The organism is Humibacillus xanthopallidus, from assembly GCF_006716675.1.
Taxonomy (GTDB): Bacteria; Actinomycetota; Actinomycetes; order Actinomycetales; family Dermatophilaceae; genus Humibacillus; species Humibacillus xanthopallidus_B.
In genome coordinates this window covers 241,493-266,381 of the sequence record NZ_VFPM01000002.1, presented here as the reverse complement: position 1 = coordinate 266,381, position 24,889 = coordinate 241,493, and the positions used below count along the sequence as shown (strand labels likewise).

Genomic DNA, 24,889 nt, shown 5'->3' with positions numbered 1-24,889 from the left:
GACGGCCGGGCACCTAGGCTCTCGGCTGTGACGAGGTCGAGGGTCGGGCGCTATTGGCACATCACCACTTTCGTCGTGGCGGCCTGCGCCCTGATCTTCCAGCTCTATCTCGTCGCATCGGGTGACAACATCCTCGACTCCACGGCTGCAGCCAGCCGGCTCGAGCAGACCCGACGCTACTTCTCCTACTTCACGATCCAGTCCAACTTCCTCGTGGCGGTCTCGATGGTGTTCATCATCCGGGATCGCTTGGAGAGCCAGCTCTTTCGCGTCATTCGCCTGGCCTCGCTCGTCGGCATCACGGTCACCGGCATCGTCGCGGCGATCGCCCTGCCGCCCTCGCCGAACTACACGACCGGCTCGCTCGTCTGCGACCGGCTGCTGCACGTCGTCGTGCCGGCCCTGACCTTCGTCGGCTGGGTCGCCTTCGGCCCCCGCGGCGTCGTGCGCCGCGAGGACCTGCTGCCCGCGCTCATCTGGCCGATCGCCTGGCTCGCCGCGACGCTCGCGCTCGGCCCGTTCGTCACCTGGTATCCCTACCCCTTCATCAACGTCACCCAGATCGGTCTGGGGCGCACCCTGCTCAACTGCGCCGTCATCGCCGCGCTCTTCCTCGCTCTCGCAGCGCTCGCCCGGTGGGCCGACCGACGCCTGCCCGGTGATCGTGACACGATGGCTTCGTGACGCTCGAGATCACGACGGCGCGGCCCGAGGCCGCCCTGCTGGACCTGCCCTGGTCGACCCCCCTGGAGGAGTGGCCGGAGAGCTACCTCGCTGCCCTCCCACGCGGCATCTCGCGGCACGTCGTGCGCTTCGTGCGCCTCGGGCCCCGCGTCCTCGCCGTCAAGGAGATCAAGGACGACATCGCCGACCGCGAGTACGCGATGCTGCGCAACCTGCGCCGCCTCGACGTGCCGAGCGTCGAGCCCTTCGGCGTCGTCCACGGGCGCACGACCTCCGACGGTGAGCCCCTCGACGCCTGTCTCATCACCAAGCACCTGCAGTTCTCCCTCCCCTACCGTGCCCTCTACAGCCAGAACCTGCGCCCCGACACGGCCGTGCGCCTCATGGACGCGCTCGCCCTGCTCCTCGTGCGCCTCCACCTCGAGGGCTTCTGGTGGGGCGACGTGTCGCTGTCCAACACCCTCTTCCGCCGCGACGCCGGCGCCTTCGCCGCCTACCTCGTCGACGCCGAGACCGGCGAGCTGCACGCGCGGCTGTCCGACGGGCAGCGCGAGCACGACCTCGACATCGCCCGGATCAACATCGCGGGCGAGCTCATGGACCTCGCGGCCGGCGGCTTCCTCGAGGAGCACGCCGACCCCTTCGAGGTGTCGGCCTCGATCATCGAGCGCTACCACACGCTCTGGGACGCCCTCACCGGCACGGAGCGCTTCGAGTCCGGAGACCGGTGGCGCGTCGACGAGCGCATCCGCCGTCTCAACGAGCTCGGCTTCGACGTCGACGAGCTGTCGATCACGACCGACATCGGTGGCACCGAGATCGTCATCACTCCCAAGGTCGTCGACGCCGGGCACCACTCACGACGCCTGCTGCGCCTCACAGGCCTCGACGTCGGTGAGAACCAGGCCCGCCGCCTGCTCAACGACCTCGACGCCTACACGGCGGCCACCGACCGTCAGGGCGAGGACGAGGAGATCGTCGCGCACGACTGGCTGACGCGGGTCTACGAGCCCATCACCCGTGCCGTGCCGCGCGAGCTGACGAGCCGTCTCGAGCCGGCCGAGGTCTTCCACGAGGTGCTCGAGCACCGCTGGTACATGAGCGAGCGTGCGGGTCACGACACGCCCATCGAGGAGGCCCTGCGCGACTACGTCTCGACCGTCCTGCCGGCCAAGCCGGAGGAGAAGGCGGTGCTCGGCGTCGACACCGAGGAGATGCCCGTCATCAGCATGTTCGACTGACGTCGACCCGGGTCCGTATGCCGTCCGGCCGGCTCCCGCGCTCCGCCCAGCTGCTCTCCCAATCGAAAGAGCAGTTCGTCGGCCCACGCGCCCGCAGCCCGCGGGCTCAGAGTTCCGACGAACTGCTCTTTCGATTGACTTGCGTGCGTCGTGAGGGGGTGAGGTGGGCGCGCCCGCCACGGTGGTCAGGCGTCCTCGGGGGGCGGCCCCGACAGGATCTGGCCGAAGAGGACGACGATCCACAGCAGGAACGTGACGACGTGGACCACCGTGCACCAGAGGCAGATGGCGTGGATGCGGAAGAGCTCGGCCCAGACGAGGTAGAGGGCGAAGCCGAGCCCGACGGTGAGCCAGCCGATGCGGGCCGGGTCCAGCCAGGCCGCCGGCGAGCGCCAGGCCCGTGGCAGGCAGAGCCCGAGGGTGACGACGAAGAAGAGGAGCCCGAGGACCGCGACCGGGATGCCGAGGAAGGTGCTCCACGCGCTCGACGTCACGCGCGCGCAGTCGATGACGCCGCCGATGCTGCACGCCAGGGTGGCGTTGTCGGTGTAGTGCTCGAAGGTGAGGTAGCCCGAGACGGCGAGCCCGACGACCGAGAGCACGAGGGTGGTCGGGGCAAGCCACGCGGGGCGCCGGCGCACGCCGGGCACGGCCCGGTCGGCCTCGGTCACACGGCTCACGACGTCACCGCTTGATGAGCACGGAGGCCGACATGACGGCCTGACTCGTGCAGACGTTGGTCGGCTTGCCGCCCGTCATCTCGCAGAGCTGGGCCGTGATCATGTTGACGGCGGGATTGACCGTCTTGCCGATGTCGGAGCTCGGGTCCTCGATGCCGGCGATGATCTGGTCGTAGGTCTTGCCGTCGAGCACGTTGGCGTCGACCGTGGCGCCATCGGTCGCGTAGGTGCCGCCGTAGGTGATCCACGGGATGCCGCCGCCGGGGTTGTACTTCTGGAAGACCGCGAGGTTCTCGCCCTCGAGCGGCTCGAGCGGCTGCTTCTCGCGGTCGGACGTCTCGACGGCCTCGAAGGCGAGGACGTCACTGGTGTACGTCGAGCCGGCGAAGCTCCACGTCGGGGTGTCGGGGTGCACGTCGTCGGTGGCGCTCGTCGTCGGCTTGAGCCCGTTGAACGTGCCGAACTTCGACAGGGCGGCGATGAGCGGCCAGCGCTCCATGGCACAGAAGGGGCAGTACTCCGCACCGACGTAGAGGACCTTGGGCTTGCCGTCCTTCGTCAGGGCGGTGCCACCCTCCAGCTTCGACGGCGCCTGGCTGGTGTTGGGCGCAGCCGAGGCGTCGAGCGTGGCCTGCGGGAGCGCGACGAGCTTGGCGAGGGCCGCATCCGCGCTGGCGGTGGAGCCCGTCGAGCCGCCGGCGGTGGGGGTCGATGCCGGCCGGTTGGCGACCACGACACCGATCACGACGGCGCCGATGACCACGACGACAGCGATGACTGCCGCGATGACCTGCCGTCGCTGACGGTCCTTGCGAGCCGCCTCCTCGCGCATCCTCGCGGCCTTGGCCGCAGCCTCTGCCCGACTGCTCTTCGCCACGTCATCCGTCCTTCTCATCGCGAGCGTCTCGAACTACTACCGCATGTAGTGGTAGCGGGCACCACTCTACAGACGTCACTGGGCCAGCGTCTGGCCCACCCTGCAGAGTTCCCGGATCGACACGGCACCTGCCCCTGCGGGCTCGCCGGGACGTCCGGGCACGGCTCAGCGTCGGCGCTGTCGGCTGATCTCGTAGAGGGTGACCCCCGTCGCCAGACCAGCGTTGAGCGACTCGACGGCCGAGCTCATCGGGATCAAGACGATCTGGTCACAGGTCTCGCGCACGAGGCGCGAGAGGCCCTTGCCCTCCGAGCCGGTGACGATGACGAGGGGCTCGGAGGCCAGCGACAGGTCGGGCAGCTCCACGTCACCGTCCATGTCGAGGCCGAGGACGAAGAAGCCCGCCTTCTTGAACTCCTCGAGGGCGCGCGTGAGGTTGCCCGCCTTGGCCACGGGGATGCGTGCGGCGGCCCCCGCCGAGGTCTTCCAGGCCGAGGCCGTCATGCCCACGGACCTCCGCTCCGGCACGACGACGCCGTGGCCACCGAAGGCCGCGACCGAGCGGATGATGGCCCCGAGGTTGCGCGGGTCGGTGATGCCGTCGAGGGCGACGACGAGCGGGATGCCGGGCATCTCGGGGTCGATGAGGTCCGCCGGGTCGGCGTAGTCGTAGGGCGGCACCTGCAGCGCGAGGCCCTGGTGCACCCCGCCGTCGGTGAGGCGGTCGAGCTCGCCCCGCGGCGTCTCGAGGATGGCGAGCCCGCGCTCCGTGGCGAGCTTGAGGGCCTCGCGCACGCGGTCGTCGGTGTCGATGCGGTTGGCGAGATACATCGTCGACACGGGGATGTCGGCGCGGAGCGCCTCGACGACGGAGTTGCGGCCGTAGACCATCTCGCTCGTGCCCTTGGCGCGGCGCTGCGGCCGCGAGCCACTCGAGCCGCCGGAGCCACCCGAGCCGCCGGTGCCCCCGCGCCGGGAGCTGGCCACAGCGCGCTTGTGCGCCGGGTGGTACTCGCGCTCGGACGCCTTGGGCGTCGGGCCCTTGCCCTCGAGGCCGCGTCGGCGCTGGCCGCCGGAGCCGACGGTGGGCTTCTTGCCGCCCTTGCGCACGGCTCCGCGCCGCTGGGAGTTGCCGGGCATCTTCAGTCCTTCTTCTCTGTGGTGACCGGGTCGGCGGCCGGCCGCGCGAGCGACCACTGGGCACCGGACGGGGTGTCGGTGATGGCGATGCCGGCCGCGGCGAGCGCGTCGCGGATCGCGTCGGCGCGCTCGAAGTCGCGCTCCTGGCGGGCGGCCTGACGAGCATCGAGCTGCACCCGGACGAGGGTCTCGAGGGCGGCCTCGACCGCGGCGTCACCGCGTCCGTCACCTGAGCCCCAGTGCGCCGCAAGCGGATTGACGCCGAGGACCTCTGTCATGGCGACGACGGCGGACGCCGCCGCGAGCGCCGCCTCGTCGTCGTCCTCGTCGAGGGCGGTGTTGCCGGCGCGCACCGTCTCGTGCACGACCGCCAGCGCGCCGCTGACGCCCAGGTCGTCGTCCATCGACTCGACGAAGTCGGCGGGCAGCGTTGTGGCAGTGGGGATCTCGTGCCCCGGGGCTCGGCGGGCGGCTCGCTCGAGGAAGCCCTCGATGCGCTCTACCGCCGCACCGGCCTCCTCGAGGGAGCCGGGGTGGTACTCGATCATGGAGCGGTAGTGCGCAGCCGTGAGGTAGTAGCGCAGCACGAGGGGCCGCGTCGTCTCGAGCAGGTGCCGCACCTCGAGGGCGTTGCCGAGCGACTTGCCCATCTTCTGTCCGCGCACCGTCACCCAGGCGTTGTGCAGCCAGTAGCGGGCGAAGCCGAGGCCGGCCGCTCGCGACTGGGCCAGCTCGTTCTCGTGGTGCGGGAAGCGCAGGTCGATGCCGCCGCCGTGGATGTCGAACTCGTCGCCGAGCCAGCGCCGGGCCATCGCGGAGCACTCGAGGTGCCACCCCGGTCGGCCCGGGCCGAAGGGCGTCGGCCACGACGCGCTCTCGGGCTCGTTTGCCTTGCGCCCCTTCCACAGGGCGAAGTCGCGCGGGTCGCGCTTGCCGCGCGGGTCGGCGTCGTCGGCACTCGCCATGTCGTCGATCGACTGGTTGGACAGCGAGCCGTACTCGGGCCACGACCGCACGTCGAAGTACACGTCACCGCTGCCGTCGGGGGCGGCATACGCGTGCCCCTTGTCGATGAGCGTCTCCATGAGCGAGACCATGTCGGGCACGTGCCCGGTGGCGCGTGGCTCGTAGGTGGCCGGGATGACGCCGAGCGCGTCGAGCGCCTCGCCCGTGAGCCGCTCGTTGCGGTAGGTCAGCGCGAACCACTCCTCGCCGGCCTCGGCCGCCTTGCGCAGCACCTTGTCGTCGATGTCGGTGACGTTGCGCACGAGGGTGACGTCGTAGCCGTGACCGGTCTCGAGCCACCGGCGCAGCACGTCGAAGGCGACGGCGAAGCGGATGTGGCCGATGTGGGGGGCGCCCTGCGTCGTCAGCCCACAGATGTACATGCCGACCTTGCCCGCCTGGCGCGGCGTGAAGTCGCGCAGCTCCCGGGTTGCGGTGTCGAACAGTCGTAGGCTCACCCGCCGAAGTCTATCGGCGCGTCCCACGCCACCCGACCACGAGCGAGGGGGCGGGTCTCTACCCTCGGTCCATGGCCCAACCGCGCCTGACGAGCTACGACCGGCTCGACGGCACCGAGGTACGCGCCGTCCTCACCTACCTCGGCGAGCGCATCGACACCTACCTGCCGCGCCACCCCGGGCTCCGCACCGCCGTCGACGAGTGCGGCACGCTCGTCGACGGCCTGCTCGATCGGCGTCGGCACGCCCCGGCCCAGCGCGCCGCCCTCGTCTGGACGTCACGCGTGCTCATCGTCGTCGTGCTCGCCGTCGTGCTCGTCGCGACCGCCTTCGCGGTGCGTGACGCCATCGCCAACGCGAGCTCCTTCGAGTCCTTCGAGTGGCTGCCGCTCGTCGAGAGCCTCATCAACGACCTCGTCTTCGCCGGCATCGGGATCTGGTTCCTGCTCTCGCTCGCCGACCGCGTCGTGCGCAACGACCTCATCCGGCGACTCCACCGCCTCAGGTCGATGGCGCACATCATCGACATGCACCAGATGAGCAAGGACCCCGCCGCCCTGCTGCCCGACAGCGTCATGGGGGCCGTCGCCGGCGACGACGTCATCAGCCCACGCACGATGTCGGTGCGCGACTACGCGCTCTACCTCGAGTACTGCTCCGAGCTGCTCTCCCTCACGTCGAAGGCCGCGGCGCTGTGCGCCGAGGAGTCGACCGACGCCCTCGTGCTCGACACCGTGAGCGAGATCGAGAACCTCACGACGGGCATGAGCCGCAAGATCTGGCAGAAGATCAGCCTCTTGCAGACCGCCGACCGGTCGCACGCGCCGCGGGCCTGACGGTGCACGGATCGACACACGGGTCAGGGCCCGCTCCCCCCGAGGGAGCAGGCCCTGACGTCCGAGGGGTCACGCCGAGGTGACCGAGAGGCCAGCGTATGCCGTCAGCCCGCCGGACGGCATACCCCCGCGGGTGTGCGTCGGCGGGCTCTCGAGCACCGGGGCGGTTCGAGCGCGACGGGATCCGTGCGCGAGTGGCTCAGTGGCCCCGGCGGATCCACTCCTCGACGTCGGGCTTCTCGTCGCCGACCGTTGTCGAGCGGCCGTGCCCGGTGAGCACGACCGTCTCGTCGGGCAGGGTGAGCAGCGCGTCGCGGATGGACTCGATGATGGTCGGGAAGTCGGAGAACGACCGCCCGGTCGCACCCGGGCCGCCCTGGAAGAGCGTGTCTCCGGTGAAGACGACCCCGAGGTCGCGGGCGTGGAAGCACACCGCGCCCGGCGAGTGTCCCGGCGTGTGGAGCACGACGAGCTCGACGTCACCGACCAGCACGACGTCACCGTCGGCGAGGTCCTGCGTGGGGGCGAGGTCCGCGTGGGTCTGCTCCCAGAGCACCCGGTCGTCGGGGTGGAGCGCGACCTGCGCGTCCGGGTGCGCCTCGAGCAGCTCGGCGACGACGGTCACGTGGTCGTCGTGGGCGTGCGTCAGCAATACGTGCGTGAGACGGCGCTCCCCGACGAGCTCGAGGATCGGCGCCGCGTCGTGCGGGGCGTCGATGACGACGCACCGGGTGTCGTCGCCGACCACCCAGACGTTGTTCTCGACGTCCCACGTGCCACCGTCGAGGCTGAAGGTGCCCTCGGTCGTCGTGTGCTCGATCCGGACGCCGCCGGGCGACGGGGTGATCTGGTCGGCGACCGTCACAGCACGACCACCGATCGCAGCACGTTGCCGGTGTGCATCTTGTCGAAGGCAGCCTCGACGTCGCCCAGGCCGATGCGCTCGGTGACGAAGGCGTCGAGGTCGAAACGGCCCTGCGTGTAGAGGTCGACGAGCATCGGGAAGTCGCGGCTGGGGAGGCAGTCGCCGTACCAGCTCGACTTGAGCGCGCCGCCGCGTCCGAAGATGTCGATCATCGGCAGCGTCACCTGCTGGTCCGGGGTCGGCACCCCGACGAGGACGACGGTGCCGGCGAGGTCGCGGGCGTAGAACGCCTGCTCGTAGGTCTCCGGGCGACCGACCGCCTCGACGACGACATCGGCGCCGTTGCCGCCGGTGAGGCTGCGGATCGCCTCGACCGGCTCGGTGGTGCTGCTGTTGACCGTGTGCGTGGCCCCGAAGTGCGTCGCCTGCTCGAGCTTCGCGTCGCTGACGTCGACGGCGATGATCGTCGTCGCGCCGGCCACCCGGGCACCGGCGATGGCGGCGTTGCCGACGCCGCCGCAGCCGATGACGGCGATGGAGTCACCGCGGCTGACCCCTCCGGTGTTGACGGCCGCGCCGAAACCCGCCATGACGCCGCAGCCCAGCAGGCCCACGGCGGCGGCGTCGGCCTCGGGGACCTTGGTGCACTGGCCCGCCGCGACGAGCGTCTTCTCGATGAAGGCGCCGATGCCGAGCGCCGGCGTCAGCTCCGTGCCGTCGGTCAGGGTCATCTTCTGCGTGGCGTTGTGGGTGTCGAAGCAGTACTGCGGCTTGCCCTTGGCGCAGGCCCGGCACTGGCCGCACACCGCGCGCCAGTTGAGGATGACGAAGTCGCCCGGCGCGACGTCGGTGACGCCCTCACCGACCGCCTCGACGCGGCCGGCGGCCTCGTGGCCGAGCAGGAAGGGGTAGTCGTCGTTGATGCCGCCCTCGCGGTAGTGGAGGTCGGTGTGGCACACCCCGCAGGTCTCGATCGTGACGACCGCCTCACCCGGGCCGGGGTCGGGCACGACGACGTCGACGAGCTCGACGTCGGCCCCCTTGCTGCGGCTGATGACACCCTTGACGGTCTGCGGCATGACTACTCCTGTCGATCCAACGGACGTACGGCCCCTGGGACCGTCCATGACCTACCCAAACGCGCCCGGCCTCCGGACGCAACGAGCGCACGCCAGGTCGAGTGCCCAGTTCCCCCGTCGAAAGGTGGGCACTCGACGATGTGGGGCCCGACGCCTTGTCGAGTGCCCAGTTCCCCCGTCGAAAGGTGGGCACTCGACGATGTGGGGCCCGACGCCTTGTCGAGTGCCCAGTTCCCCGCAGGGAAGGATGAGCACTCGACGAAGGTATGTCGTTGGGTGCTCAGTCCTCGACGGGGACCACGAGGGCGGTGGCGACGGCGGCGATGCCCTCGCCGCGGCCGGTGAGGCCGAGACCGTCGGTCGTCGTGCCGCTGACCGAGACCGGCGCCCCGGCTGCGGCGCTGAGGCCCGCTTCGGCCTCCGCGCGCCGGGTGCCGACCTTGGGACGGTTGCCGATGACCTGGACCGCGATGTTGCCGATCTCGAAGCCTGCCTCGCGGACGAGGCGGGCGGCCTCGGCGAGCAGCGTGACGCCGGAGGCCCCGGCGAGCTCGGGCCGGGCGGTGCCGAAGTGCGCACCGAGGTCGCCGATGCCGGCCGCGGAGAAGATCGCGTCGCAGGCGGCGTGGGCCGCGACGTCGGCGTCGGAGTGGCCCTCGAGACCACGCTCCCCCGGCCAGTTCAGGCCTGCGACCCAGAGCTCGCGAGGCGAGCCTTCGGCGGCATACGCGTGGACGTCGACACCGACGCCGACCCGTGGGAGCTGGGTCATCGGCCCTCCTTCCAGTCGATCGGGCCGCGGTGGATCTTGTGCGGGGCGGCCTGGGCGACCGGCTTGATGACCATCGTGTCGATGTTGACGTGCTGCGGGAGCCCGACGACGAAGCCGACACACTCGGCGACGTCGTCGGCGACGAGGGGTCGGTCGACACCGTCGTAGACCTTGTCGGCGGCGGCCTGGTCGCCGTGGAGGCGGGTCAGCGAGAACTCCTCGGTGCGCACCATGCCGGGGCGGATGTCGATGACCCGGATGTTCTCGCCGTTGAGCTCGAGCCTCAGCGTCTCGGAGACGACCGACGTGCCGTGCTTCGCGGCGACGTAGCCCGCGCCGCCCTCGTAGACGCGCTCGCCGGCGATCGAGCTGATGTCGACGATGGTCGCGCGGGGGGACCGGCGCAGCATCGGCAGCGCGGCCTGGACGACCCGGAGCGTGCCCACGACGTTCGTCGCGTACATCTGCTCCCACTCCTTGGGGTCGCCGTCCTCGACCCGGGTCACCCCGAGGGCACCGCCTGCGTTGTTGACGAGCACGTCGCAGTGGCCCAGCGACGCCACTCCCTCTGTGACGGAGTCGGGGTCCGTGACGTCCATGACCATCGCTCGCGCGACGCCGCCGTCGCCCTCGATCTCGGTCACGACCGTGTCGAGCTTCTCGCGGCGCCGGCCTGCGACGACGACCTCGAAGCCGTCGCGGGCGAGTCGCTTCGCGATGGCGGCACCGATGCCGGTGCCGCCCCCGGTGATGAGGGCGGTGGGTCGGGTCGGGCTCGGGTTCGGCTGCTCGCTCGTCACGTGGCCGAGGATAAACGCTCCCCGGGTCGACGTATCCGCGCGGTCCAGAGCCCGCGCGGATACATCGACTCGCGGGGTGGGGGGTGGGGTCAGGTCAGGTTTCAGGTCAGGTGGCGGGCATGCCGAGGAGACGGGCCGCGGTCTCCAGGTCGTCGGGCGTCGTCACCTTGAAGGCCCGGGCGTCACCGTCGACGACGAGCACGCGCTCACCGAGCCGCTCGACGAGACCGGCGTCGTCGGTGGCCGCGCTCGAGACGGCGTGGGCGCGCTCGAGGACCTCGCGCCGGAAGCCCTGCGGGGTCTGCACCGACCGGAGCGATGACCGCTCGGGGGTCGCCACGACGAGGCCGCGCTCGTCGACCTGCTTGATCGTGTCGACCACCGCGGTGCCGGGCACCACCGCGACGGCCCCTGCCGCCACGGCCGCGACGACACGCTCGACGACCGCCACCGGAGTGAGGCACCGCGCGGCGTCGTGCACGAGGACGATCTCGACCTCCGGTGAGAGACCCGCCAGCCCGGCGGCGACGGAGTCGCCTCGCTCGGCCCCGCCCACCACCACGGTCACGTCTGCGTGGGACCCGACGTCGCGGCATACGGCAGCGGCGACGTCCTGCGCCTCGCCGCGGTGCGCGGCAGGGGCGACGACGACCACCTCGGAGACGCCCGGAGACGACAGCACCCCTCGCAGGGCGTGCCCGAGGATCGGCAACCCCGCGATTGGCACGAACGCCTTGGGCACAGCGTGGCCCAGACGCGAACCGGAGCCGGCCGCGACGACGATGACGCCGACGCGACCGGCTCCGGTCTCGTTGTTCAGTGCGCTGTCCGAATCAGGAAGCGAGGACCTCGTCGAGGATCGTCTCGGCCTTCTCCTCGTCGGTCTTCTCCGCGAGCGCGAGCTCGGAGACGAGGATCTGACGCGCCTTGGCGAGCATGCGCTTCTCGCCGGCCGACAGGCCGCGGTCCTGGTCACGACGCCACAGGTCACGCACGACCTCGGCAACCTTGATGACGTCACCGGACGCGAGCTTCTCGAGGTTCGCCTTGTAGCGGCGCGACCAGTTGGTCGGCTCCTCGGTGTGGGGCGTGCGGAGCACCTCGAACACGCGGTCGAGGCCTTCCTTGCCGACGACGTCGCGGACACCCACGAGGTCGCAGTTCTCGGCGGGGACTTCGATCGTCAGGTCACCCTGAGCGACCTTGAGCTTCAGGTAGAGCTTGTCCTCTCCCTTGATCGTTCGTGTGTTGATCTCTTCGATGAGTGCAGCCCCGTGGTGGGGGTACACGACCGTCTCGCCGACCTTGAAAACCATCTGCTGTTTTCCCCTTTCGCGACCTCCAGATTATCACGAACCGGCTGACAGTGCGATCTCAGGATTCGGCATCGCTGCAGGTCAGAGCCATAGTGCCGGGTGGTTGAGGGGTGATTGACGTCTTGACAGACGACGATTTGCGTGCATCACGGGGGGTGCTGGACGGCCGTGGAGGGCCGCTCCCGCGGCGGGCTCGGGGGCGCTGGAAGGGGTCGGGAGGACGCCGAGGAGCCGGTCGGGCGCGAGCGTGACCCCGTGCGGCGGGTGGGGCACGCGCGCGGGCACCGCGCCGGTAGGCTGTCGCCCGTGAAGCGTCGACTCCCTGCTGCGGCCCCCGCGCACCGCCCGTTCGTCCGTCGCGCCCTCGCCGCCGGCGCCGGCCTCGTGGTCGTCGGGGTGACCGCCGGCTGCCAGGTCAACAACCCCGTCCAGACCGACGTGCCCTACCAGCCGGCCGACGGCGTGGCGGCCAACGTCGGCGAGCTCGCCGTGCGAGACCTCGTCCTCGTCGGCGACGGCTCGGGGCCGGTCGTCATCTCGGGCAACGCCACCAACAAGGGCACCGAGGCCATGACCGTGCAGATCGCGGCGCAGCCGAGCGCGACGGCCGACCCGTCGGCCCCCACGCAGGGCGGCTCGGAGATCCAGCTCGGCCCGCGTGAGCAGGTCGACCTCGCCACGAAGGGCCTGCAGCTCACCGGCGTGACGTCGAAGCCGGGCACGCTCGTGCCGGTCAGCCTCACGTCGAGCACGGGCGGCACGACGATCGTCTCGGTGCCCGTGCTGCCCGCGGTCGACTACTACGCCACGATCACTCCCGCTCCCACCGCGAGCTGACCGCGCGAGAGCCGCCCGTTTGCCCCTGCCCCGGGTCGCGCTGGACGGGGTCCCGACGAACTGCTCTTTCGATCGTGCGGGTGCGTCGGGCTCAGCGGGTCACGACGAACTGCTCTTTCGCTTGCGCACGGGGCGGGGCCGGGTCAGCCGGCCTCGAACTTGTAGCCCAGGCCGCGCACGGTGACGATGTGCACCGGGTTGGTCGGGTCGGGCTCGATCTTGGCGCGCAGGCGCTTGACGTGCACGTCGAGGGTCTTGGTGTCGCCGACGTAGTCGCTGCCCCACACCCGGTCGATGAGCTGCATCCGGGTCAGCACCCGCCCCGAGTTGCGCAGCAGCATCTCGAGCAGCTCGAACTCCTTGAGCGGCAAGGAGGTGGGTCGGCCCGACACGCTGACGGTGTGACGCTCGACGTCCATGCGCACGGGGCCGGCCTCGAGGGTCGCCGGCAGCAGCTCCTCCGGCTCGGCCAGACGCCGGAGCACGGCCTTGACGCGGGCGAGCAGCTCGCGGCTGGAGTACGGCTTCGTGACGTAGTCGTCGGCCCCGATCTCGAGGCCCACCACCTTGTCGATCTCGCTGTCCTTGGCGGTCAGCATGATGACCGGGACGGTGGAGCGCTGGCGCAGCGCCCGGCACACGTCGACGCCCGAGAGGCCGGGGAGCATGAGGTCGAGCAGGACGAGGTCGGCGCCGTTCTTGTCGAACTCGGCCAGGCCGTCGGGGCCGGTCTCGGCGACGGCGACGTCGTAGCCCTCCTTGCGCAGGACGTACGACAGCGGATCGGAGAACGACACCTCGTCCTCGACGATGAGAATGCGGCTCAAGAGTGGCCTTTCGGGCTCGTGCGGACACCTGGGGAGACCGGGGTGACCGGGTCCGTGGGGAGGGGCAGGGCGGCCGGCGTGGTCGGGGACGGACGTGCGGTGGAGGTGCTGGGGGTCGAGCGAGGCGAGGCCACGTCAGGTGCGGCAGGCTCGCCCGTGACATCGTCGCCGACCGAGCGCTGGGCCCCGCTCGCCACCGGCAGGCGGATCGTGAAGGTCGAGCCGCGCCCCGGCTGTGACCACACCGACACCGTGCCGCCGTGGTTGTCGGCGATGTGCTTGACGATGGCGAGGCCCAGGCCGGTGCCGCCGGTGGCGCGCGAGCGGGCGCTGTCGACGCGGTAGAAGCGCTCGAAGATGCGCTCCTGCTCCTCGGGGGCGATGCCGAGGCCCTGGTCGGTGACGGCGAGGTCGACGAGCCCGTCGCTGCCGCGCCGCACCGACACGGCGACGCGGGTGCCGCCGTCGCTGTAGGCGATGGCGTTGCCGATGAGGTTGGCGATGGCCGTCGTCACGAGCTGGGCGTCACCCCACACGAGGCAGCCGTCCTCGCACGCGACGGCGAGGTCGATGTCGTGCTCCTCGGCCATCAGGCGGCTGTGGTCGAGGGCGTCGCGTGCGCAGGCGCCGACGTCGATGAGGGCGGGCTCACGCACGACGTCGGCACCTTGGAGGCGTGACAGGTCGACGATCTCCTTGACGAGGCGGCTGAGCCGGTCGGACTCGACACTGATCCGCTTGGCGAAGCGGGCGACGGCCTCGGGGTCGTCGTGGGCGTCGAGGATCGCCTCGGCGAGCAGGGCGATGCCGCCGACGGGTGTCTTCAGCTCGTGGCTGACGTTGGCGAGGAAGTCGCGCCGGATCTCCTCGACGCGCGCGGCCTTGGAGCGGTCCTCGACGAGCAGGAGCACGTGGTCGGCCCCGAGAGGAGCGACGCGGGCGGCGACGACGAGCCGCCCGGGGCCGATGCCCTTGCGCAGGTCGAGCTCGGCCTCGCGGATCACCCCGTCACGGCGCACCGCGCGGGCCAGGTGGAGCAGCTCCGGGTGCACGAGCTCGTGGTCGCGGACGAGACCGTGGGCGACGGCAGCAGGGGAGTTGTTGACGACGCGGTCGGACGAGTCGACGACGATGCCGCTCGAGCGGAGCACGGCGATGACGTCGGCCACCCCCGGCGGCACGGGCTGGGGCGGCACGACGACGGCGCCCGCGTGGTCGGCGGAGCGGTCGGACAGGCGCACGGCGATGATGGCCGCGCCCCCCAGGGCGAGGCCGGCGATGACACCGAGGGTTGCCGCCGTCGTCGCATCCACGACAATCAGGGTACGCACCACGAGGTGCACGCCCCGACCACGTGGGCGCCGGGCGCGCACACGGCATACCGAGTGTTCACCTGAGCGCCCCCGATCATTAACGCAGGGCTGCGACTCTCTGCACGACGGAGCCCGGCAAACCGACAGGACAACCATGCGCGACCAGTTCCACGAGGACCTCGACACGATCTCGGACCAGCTCGTCGAGCTGACGAGGCTCGCGGGCTCCGCCATCTCCCGCGCGACCACGGCTCTGCTCGACGCCGATGTGCACCTCGCCGAGTCGGTCATCGAGGCCGACCGCAAGCTCGACGACATCCGGATCGAGCTCGACGAGCTCTCCATCGACCTGCTGGCCCGCCAGCAGCCGGTCGCCACCGACCTGCGCATCGTCGTCACGGCGATGCACATGAGCTCCGACCTCGAGCGGATGGGCGACCTCGCGCGCCACGTCGCCAAGGTCGCGCGGCTGCGCACCCCGGACTCCGCGGTGCCGCCCGAGCTGCGCTCCCACATCCTCCAGATGGGGCAGGTCGCCGAGGCGATCGTCGCCAAGTGCGGCTCGATCATCGCGAGCAAGGACGTCGCGGCCGCGATCGCGCTCGAGAAGGACGACGACCAGATGGACGAGCTGCACCGCCAGCTCTTCGCCGCGCTGCTCGACGAGGACACGTCGTGGCCGCGCAGCTCGATCCTCGACCTGACGCTCGTCGGTCGCTACTACGAGCGCTTCGCCGACCACGCCGTGTCGGTGGCGCGACGCGTCATCTACCTCGTCACCGGTGAGTACGACCAGGTGGTCGACCACGAGGAGGAGGAGGACGCGCAGGAGGTCGCCGCCCTCGAGCACGGCACCCCCGCCACCTCCTGAGTCCGCTCAACCCAGGCAGTCGAAAGGCCACTTCTCGTGACGAGGAGTGGCCTTTCGGCGTTCGTCAGGGCGACGGGGAGCGGCCCCGGCGTGGGGTCGGGCTCAGCGCCCCTGGTTGGCGACGGCCTCGGCCGCCGCACGTGCGGCCTCGGGGTCGAGGTAGCGGCCACTGCGGGTCACGGGTGTGAAGTCGTCGTTCAGCTCGTAGACGAGCGGCATGCCGGTCGGGATGTTGAGCGCGGCGATGTCGTCGTCGGAGATGCCGTCGAGGGTCTTGACGAGCGCACGCAGCGAGTTGCCGTGCGCGGCCACCATGACGGTGAGGCCGTCGGCGAGGTCGTTCTGGATCTCGTTCTGCCAGTAGGGCATGAGGCGCGTGACGACGTCCTTGAGGCACTCGGTCGCGGGCATCGCGTCGCCGAGACCGGCGTAGCGCGGGTCGCCCGCCTGCGAGAACTCGTCATCGGGGTCGATGGGCGGCGGCGGCACGTCGTAGGAGCGGCGCCACTCCATGAACTTCTCCTCGCCGAACTGCTCGAGGGTCTGCTTCTTGTTCTTGCCCTGCAGCGCGCCGTAGTGGCGCTCGTTGAGGCGCCAGTCACGCTTGACGGGGATCCAGTGCCGGTCGGCGGCGTCGAGCGAGAGGTTGGCCGTCGTGATCGCCCGTCGCAGCAGGGACGTGTGCACGATGTCGGGCAGGATGCCGGCCTCCTTGAGCTGCCGGCCCGCCGCGACGCCCTCGGCGCGGCCCTTGTCGGTGAGGTCGACGTCGACCCAGCCGGTGAAGAGGTTCTTGGCGTTCCAGTCGCTTTCGCCGTGACGGACGAGGACGAGCGTGTAGGTCATGCGGGCCAGCCTAGCGATGAGGCTCACGCCTGCGAGGTGTCCTCCAGCAGGTGGCGGAAGGCGTCGAGGTTGCGGGTCGACTCCCCGCGGGACACCCGCCAGGCCCACTCCTTCTTCATCGACCCGAGGAAGCCGAGCGCGAGCAGCTCGTTGAAGGCCTCGTCGCTCGCCGTGAGGACGACCCCGAGCAGCTGGTCGAGGTGCTCCTCGTCGAGCGCCGTCGTCGGCAGCTCGCCGCGCAGGTAGACGTCGCCGTCGGTGTCGATCGCGTAGGCGACCCCCTGCAGCCGCAGGTTCCGGCGCAGCAGCGTGCGGTAGAACGCCTCGTGGTTCTCGTCGGGGTTGCGGATGACGAAGGCGCTGAGGCTCGTCGTGCGGTCGCGCACGAGCAGCGACACGACCGTCTTCAGCTTCTTCTCCCCCGGCAGCGTCACGACGTACTCCCCGGGGCGGCCACCGAGCTCCCAGCCCAGCCCCACAGAGTCGAGGTATGCCGTGAGGCGGGCTTCCGCAGCCGGCGCGCGGTCGGCCGCGGCGTCGTCGGTCGACGGCTCCTCCGGAGCGAGGTCGGCGCTCACGGGATGACCGCCGTCGGCACGCCCACGAGCGCCCGGCCCTCGTCGATGGGCGAGTCGTTGCCCGACGCCTGCCGCCCGAGGATCGCCTGGCGGTAGACCTCGACGAGGCGGTCGGTCGTCGCGGCCCAGCCGTAGCCGGCAGCGTGCTCGACGGCCCGGCGGCCCAGCTCCAGCCGGTGCGGGCGGTCGCGCAGGAGGGCCTCGACCGCGTCGGTCCACGGGCCCACCCGGTGCCCGTCGACGAGCACGCCGGCGTCGCCTACCGCCGTCGGCAGGCCGCCCACGTCCGCAGCGACGACGGGGGTGCCGCAGGCCTGGGCCTCGATGGCGACGAGGCCGAACGACTCGGAGTAGCTCGGCACGAGCACGAGGTCGGCAGCGCGGTACCACTGCGCGAGCACCGTCCGCTCGACTGGACGCACGAAGCGGACGACGTCGCTGATGCCGAGCGAGACGGCGAGCTCCTCGAGCTCGTGCGGCCGGGTCAGGCCGCTGCCGCTCGGACCTCCGACGACCGCCACCGTGAGACGGTCGCGGCGACCGGGGTCGCGCTCCAGCAGCTCGGCCGCGACCCGCAGGAGCATGTCGGGGGCCTTGAGGGGCTGGATCCGGCCCACGAAGAGCAGCACGTCGCCCTCGACGGGCAGCCCGAGCGCCGCCCGCGCGGCACCGCGGTCGCCCGGGGTGAAGGTGTCGAGGTCGACGCCCGGGGGCACGACGGAGACCTTGGACGGCAGGGCGGCATACAGCTCGATGAGCTCGCGCGCCTCGCCGTCGGTGTTGGCGATGAGCCGGTCGGCGGCCTCGACGACCTGGACCTCGCCGATCTCACGGCCACGCGGCTCGGGGGTGTCGCCATCGGCGAGGTGGAGGTTCTTGACGCGGGCCATCGTGTGCATCGTGTGGACGAGCGCGACCCGCCAGCGGTCGGCGGCCAGCCAGCCGACCTGCCCCGAGAGCCAGTAGTGGGAGTGGACGAGGTCGTAGTGGTCCTCGGGCACGGAGAGGCCCGCCTGCATGATGCCGGCGGAGAAGGCGCAGAGCTGGCCCGGGAGGTCCTCCTTGGAGAGCCCCTCGTAGGGGCCGGCCGTCACGTGGCGCACGCGCACGCCGGGCACGAGCTCGGCCTCGACCGGCGTCTCGCCGGTGGTGCGGCGGGTGAAGATGTCGACCTCGATGCCGCGGGCGGCGAGCTGGGTCGCCGTCTCGGCGACGTAGACGTTGAGCCCGCCCGCATCGCCCGTGCCGGGCTGCTCGAGCGGCGACGTGTGCACGCTGATCATCGCCACCCGCCTCGGATCGCCCTGCATGCCTCGCCTTCCGCCTGACCGAACTGTCCTCTCGAACTCAACCACACGGTCGATTCGATGTATTCCACGCCCACGGGCGCCCGTGGGCGGCCTGGAGCGGTCGGAGCGGTCGGAGCGACCACGGAGACCCGGCCCGGGGCCTCTAGGCTTCGAGGGTGGCCAGCCGTGACCGACCCGTGGGCACGGTCACGCGCGGCACGACGGCGCCCAACCGGCTGCGTCGCTGTGACCGCTGGATCGCCGGACCGCAGGGGTGGCGCCTGCGGCGCAGCCCGACTCCCCCCGTCGTCGTCGACCTCGGCTACGGGGCGTCGCCGGTCACCGCCGTCGAGCTGCACGACCGGCTGCGCCGGGTCCGCCCGGACGTCCAGGTCGTCGGCATCGAGATCGAGCCGGCGCGCGTGCGTGACGCGGCACCCCTCGAGCGGGAGGGCCTCACCTTCCGACGCGGCGGCTTCGAGGTGCCGCTCGACGGCGGAGCACGACCGACGGTCGTGCGCGCCTTCAACGTGCTGCGCCAGTATGCCGAGGGCGACGTCCCGGCGGCGTGGGCGCGGGTGCAGGAGCGGCTGGCTCCGGACGGCATCCTCGTCGACGGCACGTGCGACGAGATCGGGCGCCGAGCCGCCTGGGTCACCGTCGAGCGCGACGGACCCGTCAGCCTCACCCTGTCGCTGCGGCTCGGCGGCCTGCAGCGGCCCTCCGACATCGCGGAGCGCCTGCCGAAGTCGCTCATCCACCGCAACGTGCCGGGCGAGCCGGTGCACGGCTTCCTCACCGACCTCGACCGGGCGTGGGAGCGCAGCGCCGCCAGCTCGTCGTGGGGTGCTCGACAACGCTTCCTCGCCACGGTCGAGCAGCTGCGCGACACGTGGCCGCTGCGGGGCGGGCCGGCACGCTGGCGGCTCGGCGAGGTGACGGTCGACTGGGCTGCGGTCGCGCCCCTGGCCCTTTCGCCGTGACGCAGCGTGACGTTCCACGCAGGCCCGGGCGCAGGCCACTTCCGGCGCGTCCTGCGGCGTAGCATGGCGGCATGTCGGACACCGACATGCCGAGGTGGGCCCACGGCGATGCAGTGAACTGGCACGCCCTGGACAGTGGCGAGGTCGAGGCCGTGGCGCGGTTCGTGGCGCACGGGTGGGCGCAGTCCGAGCACGCCCTGCTCATCGCGAGCGCCGGCCACCGCCACCGCATCGAGGCGGCCCTCGCCCAGCTGGGCGCCGACCCGGAGCTCGAGCGGGTGCAGGGGCACTACCTGACGTGCGACGCCGACGAGACCCGTCGCCGGTTCGTCGTCGACGGCGTGCTCGACCCGCGCCGGTTCCGCGCCGTGGTGACCGACCTGCTCGCGCGGGCCTCGGGCGACGGGTCGCACGTGCGGGTCTACAGCGAGCTCATCGCGCTCCTCTGGCAGGGCGAGGACGCGCAGGACGCCCGCGACCTCGAGCTGCAGTGGCGCTTCCTGCTGCGGCGACACGACTTCTCGCTGCTCTGCGCGTACCCGGCCGCCGACTTCGCCGACTCCGGCCAGGTCGACGTGCGACGGGTGTGCGACCTGCACACCGACCTCGCCGCCGGCAACCCCGCCCGCAGCGGAGCCGACGAGGGCACGTCGGGCCGGCCGGTCGCCGTCGGCCGCTACCACGCGTGCTCGGAGGTCTACCTCCCCGTCGCCGAGTCGGTGCCCTCCGCGCGGCACTTCGTCGTCGACGTGCTGCGGGCCTGGGGCATGGACGACCTCGACGGCGACGCCGCGATCGTCATCTCCGAGCTGGCCACCAACGCCCTGCGGCACGCCGAGACACCGTTCCGAGCCGTGCTCGACCGTCAGCAGGACGGCGTCCGGCTCGGCGTCGAGGACGCCGCCCATGACCCGCTGGCCCGCCGCTCCCCCGACTCCTACGACCTCAGCGGCCGAGGGGTCGACATCGTCGAGGCCCTCTCGCGCCGGTGGGGCTGGACCGAGCTGCCCTCGGGCAAGCTCGTCTGGGCCGAGCTCGTCGGGGCCGCCCCGGCCGCGGGGTCCGAGACGGCACCCGAGGTCGCGGCGTCCGAGGCCGGCTGAGCGGGGCCGCACCTCGCGTCGTTACCACGCGAGGCCGTCGCGCAGGGTCACCACGACGCGCGTATGCCGTCCGCGCCCGGGGGCGGGGACGGCATACGTCGTCGGTGGCTGGTGACCCAGGTGGGGCCGGGGTGCGCTCAGCGCACGTAGTCGTCCTGGAGGCGCTCGATGTCGGACTCGTCGAAGAGGCCGAAGGCGACCTCGAGGAGCCGGCCCGGGCGCTCGCCCGAGTTGCCCATGCGGTGGGTCGCGCCGCGCGGCACCCAGATGGTCTCACCGGGCTGGGCGAGCCAGGCACGGTCGTCGACGATGATGTCGATCGGCACGTCGAGGACCTGCCACATCTCACCGCGGTGGTCGTGCTTCTGCAGCGAGAGCCGGTGGCCGGGGTGCACGGTGATGATCTTCACCGTGACCTGCTCGTTGGACACGAACTGCTGGAACTGCCCCCACGGACGGTCCGCGACGAAGATGTCCTCGGTCGGGTTGCGGTCGCCGAGGTCGTAGTCGTACGGGCTGTGCGCCGGCGCGAGCTCGTCGTCGTGGTCGTGGGCGTCGACCACGGGGTCGCGCAGGTCGTGCGCGTCCAGGTCGATGGCCGGGACGGCGGCGCCGCCCTGGTGCTGGTCTGTCATGGCTCCCCCATGGTTGGTGAGAGCCCAGTGTGCCCTACGCCAGGTGCTGCGCGCGCCTCGACGCCGTGCTCACCACCCGCTGGAGCGGCCGCCACGCCCGCGCACCTGCCGCAGCGCGGGGCGCACGTCGGCGAGGTAGACGGCAGCCGCGACGAAGCCGAGCAGGGCGAAGAGGTTGAGGGAGGCGAGGGTGACGACGCCCAGAGCCATGGCCACCCCGAGCAAGACCAGCCAGAAGGTGCGGGTGCGCTTGCCGGCCGCGAGGTAGGCGGCCTCGGGGTTGCGCAACGCGTCGACGAACGCGAAGACCTCGCAGGCCAGCGCGCCGGCGCCGAGGGCGTAGAGCACGACGGTCTGGAAGCCCTGGAACAGTTCCATTGCACCAGCGTAACCCGCGTATCGGCGCTTTCAGCAGGCGTCAGGTGTCGATGACGAGGGTGACGGGGCCGTCATTGACGAGCGACACCTCCATCATCGCCCCGAAGCGTCCCTGCTCGACCTCGATGCCGCGCGCCTGCAGGGCAGCGACGAGGTCCGCGATGACCGGCTCGGCGACCGGGCCGGGCGCGGCGGCCGACCACGACGGGCGCCGGCCCTTGCGGGTGTCGGCGTGCAGCGTGAACTGGCTGACGACGAGGACGGGCGCGCCGGCGTCGGTGACGCTCTGCTCGTCGCGCAGGATGCGCAGCTCGGCGATCTTGCGGGCCATGAGCTCGACCTGGTCGGGGCCGTCGTCGTGCGTGACGCCGACGAGCGCGAGGAGGCCCGGTCGGTCGATGGCGCCGACGACCTCGCCCTCGACGCTGACGCTCGCACGGGAGACGCGCTGGAGGACGGCACGCACGGCAGCCTCAGACGCCCACGGCGACGACGGAGCCGACCGGCTGCCCGTGCCCGAGCACCGGAGCGTGCTCGAGCGCGGCGAACGCGTCGACCGTCGCGGGCACGTCAGGGGCCTCGAGCCCGATCCGGCGCAGGACCGCCGCGAGCACGACCGAGCGGGCCCGGGGTGAGCCGTCGGCGATCTTGACGGCCACGCCCCGACCGTCGGCCAGCCCGACGGCATACACCGCCTCGGCGCCGTCCTTGGCGACCAGCCCGTCGACGCCGCGCACGAGCGCGGTGACGTCACGCGTCGTGCCGCCGAGGTACTCGGGGAACGCGCGGATGGCGCGGGTGATGCGCGCCTCGGGGCCGTCGGTGGCGGCCGCGAGGCGACCGAACCCGCGCGCGAGCGCCGTCAGCGGGATCGCGTGGATCGGGGCTCCACAGCCGTCGACCGCGACCTCGCCGGGCCGGCTCCCCGTGATGTCGGCGATCGTCTCGGTGATCGCGACCTGGAGCGGGTGGCCGGGGTCGCGGTAGGTCGCGGGGTCCCAGCCGTTGACGACGCACGTGGCGAGCATCGACGCGTGCTTGCCCGAGCAGTTCTGGGCGATCGACTGCTTCGGGCTGCCGGAGGCGATCCAGGCGGTGCGCGCGGCCTCGTCGTAGGGGTAGTCGGGCGTGTTCTGCAGGTCGGTCTCCGACAGGCCCGCGCCGGCGAGGATCTCGCGCACGGCCTCGAGGTGGAAGTCCTCGCCGGAGTGGCTCGAGCAGGCGAGCGACAGCAGCCGGCCGTCGGTCGCGAGACCGTGCCGCACCATGGCCAGGGCCTGGAAGGGCTTGCTCGAGGACCGCGGGAGGACGGCGCCCTCGGGGTCTCCGACGGCGAGCTCCACGCTGCCGTCGGGTGCGGTCACGACGGCGGTGCCGTGGTGCACCGACTCGACGACACCGCTGCGCACGACGTGCGCCACGACGGGCGCAGCGGAGAGGGCGGGAGAGGTCGAGGCAGGGGGGTGGGGCACGCCCCGCAGTATGCCGGAGGGTGCAGTCCGCCCCGACGGCCACCCACGCGCCCCAATCGAAAGAGCACTTCGTCGGCAGGTCAGGGCGCCCGCGCGGTGAGCGCCCGGGCAATCGAGGGAGCACTTCGTCGGCACGTCAGGGGTGCCGTCCGGCGCAGACGCGACAGGGCCGCCACCCCGGAGGATGGCGGCCCTGCTGCGTGCGGTGCGAGATCAGCTCGTCGTGACGCCCGTGACGTTCTCGGCGGCCGTCGTGGCGGTGTCGGCCGTCTTGGCCGCCGCGGTCTTGGCGGTGTCGGCGGTCTTGGCAGCCGCCGTGCTGGCGGCGGCCTTCGTCGTCGACGCAGCCTTCTTGGCCGTCTTCTTCGTCGTGGTCGACGCCTTCTTGGCGGTCTTCTTGGCGGCGGTCTTGGCCGGGGCGACCTTGCGGGCCACGGTGGCCTGCGGGTCGTCGGTCGTGGCCGAGCTGCGGGCGGCGACCTTGCGGGTCGTCGTGGCCTCGACCTCGTTGGCCTTGCGCGTCGCGGCAGCCTTCTGGGCGGCCGACTTGCGGATGGCGCGCTGGTGGGCGGCCGTGCGCTTGGCCGGCACCGGGGCGGCAGCCTTCTCGACGGCCTCGGCGGACTTCTCCACCTGCGCACCGATCTTCGAGGCGTCCTGGGTGACGACGTCGACGACGCTCGAGGCGAGCTTGCTGCCCTCGGACGCGGCCGTCTTGACGACGCGACGTCCGCGGATGGCAGCGGCGTGCCGCAGCTCCGAGGCGTCGAACGCGGCGCGCTCGCTCTGGGCGCGCAGGTCGGTCACGACCTTCTCACCGCGAGCGGCGGCAGCGTCGTACTGGTCCTTGGCGTTGCTCGCGATGACGAGACCCTGGTTGAGCACCTGCGCGGGCAGCTCCTGCGCTTGGGCGACGAACTTGTCGGCGTAGGAGGTCGCGATCTTCTGGAGGGCAGCGGTGCTCTTCTGGAGCTCGGCGATGCGCTTCTCGAGGTCCTTCTGGATGTCGGTCGCCTCCTTCTTGGCACCCTTGCGCAGGTCGAGCTCCAGGGCCTGCTTGCGCGCGAGGTCGAGCTGGACACCAGCCGCGCGGACCGTGTCGAGCGCGATGTTCGCGGCGCCGACGACGGCGTAGAACGGCGTAGGGTCGACCGAGACCTCGGGCAGCTTGCCCTCGATCTCGTCGAGCTGGCCGCGAACGTCGGCAGCAGTGGCCTCGGCCTGCTTCTGCGCGTCCTTGACGGCCTTGGTGATCTTGTCGCTGAGAGCCATCTCAGTTCTCCTTCTCTGTGACGTTCTGGGCCGCGGCAGCGGAGGCGCTGGGCGGAGGGGTGCGGCGTCGGGCGCGAGGTGGCGGCGTCCGGCCGGGGGTTCGGGGGTCGTCGTCGTCTCCGACGAAGGACAGGTAGATCTCGACGAGCACCCCGCGCTGACGCTCCGTGAGGGCGGCGTCGGCGGCGATGGCGGAGAGGACGTCGGGGGCGGCGGCCGGGTCGTCGCCGACCCGCTCGTCGAGGATTCCGGCCCGGACGTAGAGCGACTCGGCCGACACCTGCAGCCCCTTGGCGATCTGCTGCAGGATCTCGGCGCTCGGCCGCTTGAGGCCTCGCTCGATCTGCGACAGGTAGGGGTTGGAGACTCCGGCCATCTCGGCGAGCTGGCGCAGGGACAGCTGGGCACTCTCGCGCTGTTCGCGCAAGTAGGCCCCCAGGCCCGGTAGCGGCAGCTTGCTCATGTCTCCATTGTGCTAACTACAGCAAGCAAAATGCAAACTGTGGGCAGCGTGAGACCGCCCACATCGGCGGCATACCCGGGTCCGCGGCAGGCTTCACGCTCGCCGCGCGATCGGCACCCGGGCACTCATCCCGCGTCAATCGAAGGAGCACTCCGTCAGCCTGATTGCAGGCCCTGGCAATCGAAAGAGCAGTTCGTCGCCCTTTCGACGGGACCGCGCGGGGCATCCCGGTGGCGACGAACTGCTCTTTCGATTGTCGTGGCGTCCCT

Annotated in this window: 28 protein-coding genes; 7 read left to right on the top strand and 21 right to left on the bottom strand. The window is 71.7% G+C overall.

Translation table 11 applies throughout. The annotated features are described in order from the left end of the window. The first annotated feature begins 27 nt into the window (after nucleotides 1–27). Nucleotides 28–684 (top strand): Pr6Pr family membrane protein, encoded by a 657-nt coding sequence (locus tag FBY41_RS09190; protein ID WP_141843732.1) that lies wholly within the window; start codon nucleotides 28–30, stop codon nucleotides 682–684. After that, on the top strand, nucleotides 681–1,925 hold the full coding sequence (locus FBY41_RS09185; protein WP_141843730.1) for a DUF4032 domain-containing protein: 1,245 nt from the start codon (nucleotides 681–683) through the stop codon (nucleotides 1,923–1,925). Before FBY41_RS09190 ends, FBY41_RS09185 begins: the two co-directional genes overlap by 4 nt. Nucleotides 1,926–2,110: 185 nt before the next feature. On the opposite strand, the gene FBY41_RS09180 is transcribed toward FBY41_RS09185, so the two are convergent. The 4 genes from FBY41_RS09180 to cysS form a co-directional block, all read right to left on the bottom strand. After that, nucleotides 2,111–2,605 carry a vitamin K epoxide reductase family protein gene (locus tag FBY41_RS09180; protein ID WP_221629249.1) on the bottom strand — a complete coding sequence of 165 codons (495 nt, stop codon included), beginning with the start codon at nucleotides 2,603–2,605 and terminating at the stop codon, nucleotides 2,111–2,113. Nucleotides 2,606–2,609: 4 nt separating this feature from the next. Further along, nucleotides 2,610–3,482 (bottom strand): DUF929 family protein, encoded by an 873-nt coding sequence (locus tag FBY41_RS09175; RefSeq protein ID WP_185748990.1) that lies wholly within the window; start codon nucleotides 3,480–3,482, stop codon nucleotides 2,610–2,612. Between the two features lie 165 nt (nucleotides 3,483–3,647). Continuing rightward, nucleotides 3,648–4,622: a 23S rRNA (guanosine(2251)-2'-O)-methyltransferase RlmB gene (gene rlmB / locus FBY41_RS09170; protein ID WP_141843727.1), complete on the bottom strand. Its 975-nt coding sequence runs from the start codon at nucleotides 4,620–4,622 to the stop codon at nucleotides 3,648–3,650. Nucleotides 4,623–4,624: 2 nt separating this feature from the next. Further along, a complete protein-coding gene (gene cysS / locus FBY41_RS09165; RefSeq protein ID WP_141843725.1) occupies nucleotides 4,625–6,085 on the bottom strand; it encodes a cysteine--tRNA ligase in 1,461 nt (486 codons plus the stop codon). A gap of 71 nt (nucleotides 6,086–6,156) precedes the next feature. Here cysS and FBY41_RS09160 point away from each other — a divergent pair, with 71 nt between their 5' ends. Continuing rightward, a complete protein-coding gene (locus tag FBY41_RS09160; protein ID WP_141843722.1) occupies nucleotides 6,157–6,921 on the top strand; it encodes a hypothetical protein in 765 nt (254 codons plus the stop codon). Between the two features lie 199 nt (nucleotides 6,922–7,120). Here the strand turns inward: FBY41_RS09160 and FBY41_RS09155 are convergent, their stop codons facing one another. The 6 genes from FBY41_RS09155 to FBY41_RS09130 all read right to left on the bottom strand — a co-directional run bounded on the left by FBY41_RS09155 (nucleotide 7,121) and on the right by FBY41_RS09130 (nucleotide 11,753). Further along, the gene (locus FBY41_RS09155) at nucleotides 7,121–7,786 is read right to left on the bottom strand and encodes an MBL fold metallo-hydrolase (protein WP_221629248.1); all 666 of its coding nucleotides are present in this window, start codon (nucleotides 7,784–7,786) and stop codon (nucleotides 7,121–7,123) included. Then, on the bottom strand, nucleotides 7,783–8,865 hold the full coding sequence (locus tag FBY41_RS09150) for an S-(hydroxymethyl)mycothiol dehydrogenase (protein WP_141843720.1): 1,083 nt from the start codon (nucleotides 8,863–8,865) through the stop codon (nucleotides 7,783–7,785). The genes FBY41_RS09155 and FBY41_RS09150 overlap by 4 nt, the downstream gene beginning before the upstream one ends. A gap of 280 nt (nucleotides 8,866–9,145) precedes the next feature. Further along, nucleotides 9,146–9,637 carry a 2-C-methyl-D-erythritol 2,4-cyclodiphosphate synthase gene (ispF, locus tag FBY41_RS09145; protein ID WP_141843718.1) on the bottom strand — a complete coding sequence of 164 codons (492 nt, stop codon included), beginning with the start codon at nucleotides 9,635–9,637 and terminating at the stop codon, nucleotides 9,146–9,148. Next, the gene (locus FBY41_RS09140; protein ID WP_141843716.1) at nucleotides 9,634–10,437 is read right to left on the bottom strand and encodes an SDR family oxidoreductase; all 804 of its coding nucleotides are present in this window, start codon (nucleotides 10,435–10,437) and stop codon (nucleotides 9,634–9,636) included. The genes ispF and FBY41_RS09140 overlap by 4 nt, the downstream gene beginning before the upstream one ends. 106 nt (nucleotides 10,438–10,543) lie before the next feature. Further along, nucleotides 10,544–11,221 (bottom strand): 2-C-methyl-D-erythritol 4-phosphate cytidylyltransferase, encoded by a 678-nt coding sequence (gene ispD / locus FBY41_RS09135; RefSeq protein WP_260439801.1) that lies wholly within the window; start codon nucleotides 11,219–11,221, stop codon nucleotides 10,544–10,546. Nucleotides 11,222–11,270: 49 nt separating this feature from the next. After that, complete coding sequence (locus tag FBY41_RS09130; protein ID WP_141843714.1) at nucleotides 11,271–11,753, bottom strand: CarD family transcriptional regulator; 483 nt, start codon at nucleotides 11,751–11,753, stop codon at nucleotides 11,271–11,273. A 306-nt stretch (nucleotides 11,754–12,059) separates the two neighbouring features. On the opposite strand from FBY41_RS09130, the gene FBY41_RS09125 reads away from it, so the two are divergent. Further along, nucleotides 12,060–12,590, top strand: coding sequence for a hypothetical protein (locus FBY41_RS09125; RefSeq protein ID WP_141843712.1), 531 nt, complete (start codon nucleotides 12,060–12,062; stop codon nucleotides 12,588–12,590). 143 nt (nucleotides 12,591–12,733) lie between these two features. Here FBY41_RS09125 and FBY41_RS09120 read toward each other — a convergent pair whose 3' ends face one another. After that, complete coding sequence (locus FBY41_RS09120; RefSeq protein WP_141843711.1) at nucleotides 12,734–13,417, bottom strand: response regulator transcription factor; 684 nt, start codon at nucleotides 13,415–13,417, stop codon at nucleotides 12,734–12,736. Then, nucleotides 13,414–14,730 (bottom strand): sensor histidine kinase, encoded by a 1,317-nt coding sequence (locus tag FBY41_RS09115; RefSeq protein WP_141843710.1) that lies wholly within the window; start codon nucleotides 14,728–14,730, stop codon nucleotides 13,414–13,416. The genes FBY41_RS09120 and FBY41_RS09115 overlap by 4 nt, the downstream gene beginning before the upstream one ends. A gap of 154 nt (nucleotides 14,731–14,884) precedes the next feature. Between FBY41_RS09115 and phoU the strand changes: the two genes are divergently transcribed. Further along, on the top strand, nucleotides 14,885–15,601 hold the full coding sequence (phoU, locus tag FBY41_RS09110; RefSeq protein WP_141843708.1) for a phosphate signaling complex protein PhoU: 717 nt from the start codon (nucleotides 14,885–14,887) through the stop codon (nucleotides 15,599–15,601). A gap of 102 nt (nucleotides 15,602–15,703) precedes the next feature. Here phoU and FBY41_RS09105 read toward each other — a convergent pair whose 3' ends face one another. From FBY41_RS09105 to mshA, 3 genes are read right to left on the bottom strand one after another with little or no spacing between them, the layout of a single operon-like run. Continuing rightward, nucleotides 15,704–16,447, bottom strand: a complete 744-nt coding sequence (locus FBY41_RS09105; RefSeq protein ID WP_141843706.1) for a phosphoglyceromutase — start codon at nucleotides 16,445–16,447, stop codon at nucleotides 15,704–15,706. A 23-nt stretch (nucleotides 16,448–16,470) separates the two neighbouring features. Then, nucleotides 16,471–17,025, bottom strand: a complete 555-nt coding sequence (locus FBY41_RS09100; protein WP_141843704.1) for a YbjN domain-containing protein — start codon at nucleotides 17,023–17,025, stop codon at nucleotides 16,471–16,473. Beyond that, nucleotides 17,022–18,308 carry a D-inositol-3-phosphate glycosyltransferase gene (gene mshA / locus FBY41_RS09095; RefSeq protein ID WP_375869866.1) on the bottom strand — a complete coding sequence of 429 codons (1,287 nt, stop codon included), beginning with the start codon at nucleotides 18,306–18,308 and terminating at the stop codon, nucleotides 17,022–17,024. Before mshA ends, FBY41_RS09100 begins: the two co-directional genes overlap by 4 nt. A gap of 182 nt (nucleotides 18,309–18,490) precedes the next feature. Here mshA and FBY41_RS09090 point away from each other — a divergent pair, with 182 nt between their 5' ends. Both FBY41_RS09090 and FBY41_RS09085 read left to right on the top strand, forming a co-directional pair. Continuing rightward, complete coding sequence (locus FBY41_RS09090; RefSeq protein ID WP_141843700.1) at nucleotides 18,491–19,297, top strand: class I SAM-dependent methyltransferase; 807 nt, start codon at nucleotides 18,491–18,493, stop codon at nucleotides 19,295–19,297. Between the two features lie 71 nt (nucleotides 19,298–19,368). Next, complete coding sequence (locus FBY41_RS09085) at nucleotides 19,369–20,400, top strand: MEDS domain-containing protein (RefSeq protein WP_141843697.1); 1,032 nt, start codon at nucleotides 19,369–19,371, stop codon at nucleotides 20,398–20,400. Nucleotides 20,401–20,537: 137 nt separating this feature from the next. Here FBY41_RS09085 and FBY41_RS09080 read toward each other — a convergent pair whose 3' ends face one another. The 6 genes from FBY41_RS09080 to FBY41_RS09055 form a co-directional block, all read right to left on the bottom strand. Further along, the gene (locus FBY41_RS09080; protein ID WP_141843694.1) at nucleotides 20,538–21,035 is read right to left on the bottom strand and encodes a phosphomannose isomerase type II C-terminal cupin domain; all 498 of its coding nucleotides are present in this window, start codon (nucleotides 21,033–21,035) and stop codon (nucleotides 20,538–20,540) included. Between the two features lie 69 nt (nucleotides 21,036–21,104). Then, a complete protein-coding gene (locus FBY41_RS09075; protein WP_141843692.1) occupies nucleotides 21,105–21,413 on the bottom strand; it encodes a DUF2516 family protein in 309 nt (102 codons plus the stop codon). 40 nt (nucleotides 21,414–21,453) lie between these two features. Continuing rightward, nucleotides 21,454–21,879, bottom strand: coding sequence for a D-aminoacyl-tRNA deacylase (gene dtd / locus FBY41_RS09070; RefSeq protein WP_141843690.1), 426 nt, complete (start codon nucleotides 21,877–21,879; stop codon nucleotides 21,454–21,456). A 7-nt stretch (nucleotides 21,880–21,886) separates the two neighbouring features. Beyond that, nucleotides 21,887–22,885 (bottom strand): asparaginase, encoded by a 999-nt coding sequence (locus FBY41_RS09065; protein ID WP_185748989.1) that lies wholly within the window; start codon nucleotides 22,883–22,885, stop codon nucleotides 21,887–21,889. A 213-nt stretch (nucleotides 22,886–23,098) separates the two neighbouring features. Further along, a complete protein-coding gene (locus FBY41_RS09060) occupies nucleotides 23,099–24,157 on the bottom strand; it encodes a hypothetical protein (RefSeq protein ID WP_185748988.1) in 1,059 nt (352 codons plus the stop codon). Nucleotide 24,158: 1 nt separating this feature from the next. Next, entirely contained in the window at nucleotides 24,159–24,620 is a 462-nt protein-coding gene (locus FBY41_RS09055; RefSeq protein WP_141843689.1) for a helix-turn-helix domain-containing protein, read from the bottom strand. Nucleotides 24,621–24,889 lie beyond the last annotated feature (269 nt).

Coding starts and splice junctions, on each gene's coding strand:
- FBY41_RS09060 (WP_185748988.1), bottom strand. CDS start 24,157: ATGGCTCTCAGCGACAAGATCACCAAGGCCGTCAAGGACGCGCAGAAG.
- FBY41_RS09130 (WP_141843714.1), bottom strand. CDS start 11,753: ATGGTTTTCAAGGTCGGCGAGACGGTCGTGTACCCCCACCACGGGGCT.
- FBY41_RS09105 (WP_141843706.1), bottom strand. CDS start 16,447: ATGACCTACACGCTCGTCCTCGTCCGTCACGGCGAAAGCGACTGGAAC.
- phoU (WP_141843708.1), top strand. CDS start 14,885: ATGCGCGACCAGTTCCACGAGGACCTCGACACGATCTCGGACCAGCTC.
- FBY41_RS09085 (WP_141843697.1), top strand. CDS start 19,369: ATGTCGGACACCGACATGCCGAGGTGGGCCCACGGCGATGCAGTGAAC.
- ispF (WP_141843718.1), bottom strand. CDS start 9,637: ATGACCCAGCTCCCACGGGTCGGCGTCGGTGTCGACGTCCACGCGTAT.
- rlmB (WP_141843727.1), bottom strand. CDS start 4,622: ATGCCCGGCAACTCCCAGCGGCGCGGAGCCGTGCGCAAGGGCGGCAAG.
- FBY41_RS09080 (WP_141843694.1), bottom strand. CDS start 21,035: ATGACAGACCAGCACCAGGGCGGCGCCGCCGTCCCGGCCATCGACCTG.
- FBY41_RS09150 (WP_141843720.1), bottom strand. CDS start 8,865: ATGCCGCAGACCGTCAAGGGTGTCATCAGCCGCAGCAAGGGGGCCGAC.
- FBY41_RS09075 (WP_141843692.1), bottom strand. CDS start 21,413: ATGGAACTGTTCCAGGGCTTCCAGACCGTCGTGCTCTACGCCCTCGGC.
- FBY41_RS09160 (WP_141843722.1), top strand. CDS start 6,157: ATGGCCCAACCGCGCCTGACGAGCTACGACCGGCTCGACGGCACCGAG.
- mshA (WP_375869866.1), bottom strand. CDS start 18,308: ATGATCAGCGTGCACACGTCGCCGCTCGAGCAGCCCGGCACGGGCGAT.
- FBY41_RS09055 (WP_141843689.1), bottom strand. CDS start 24,620: ATGAGCAAGCTGCCGCTACCGGGCCTGGGGGCCTACTTGCGCGAACAG.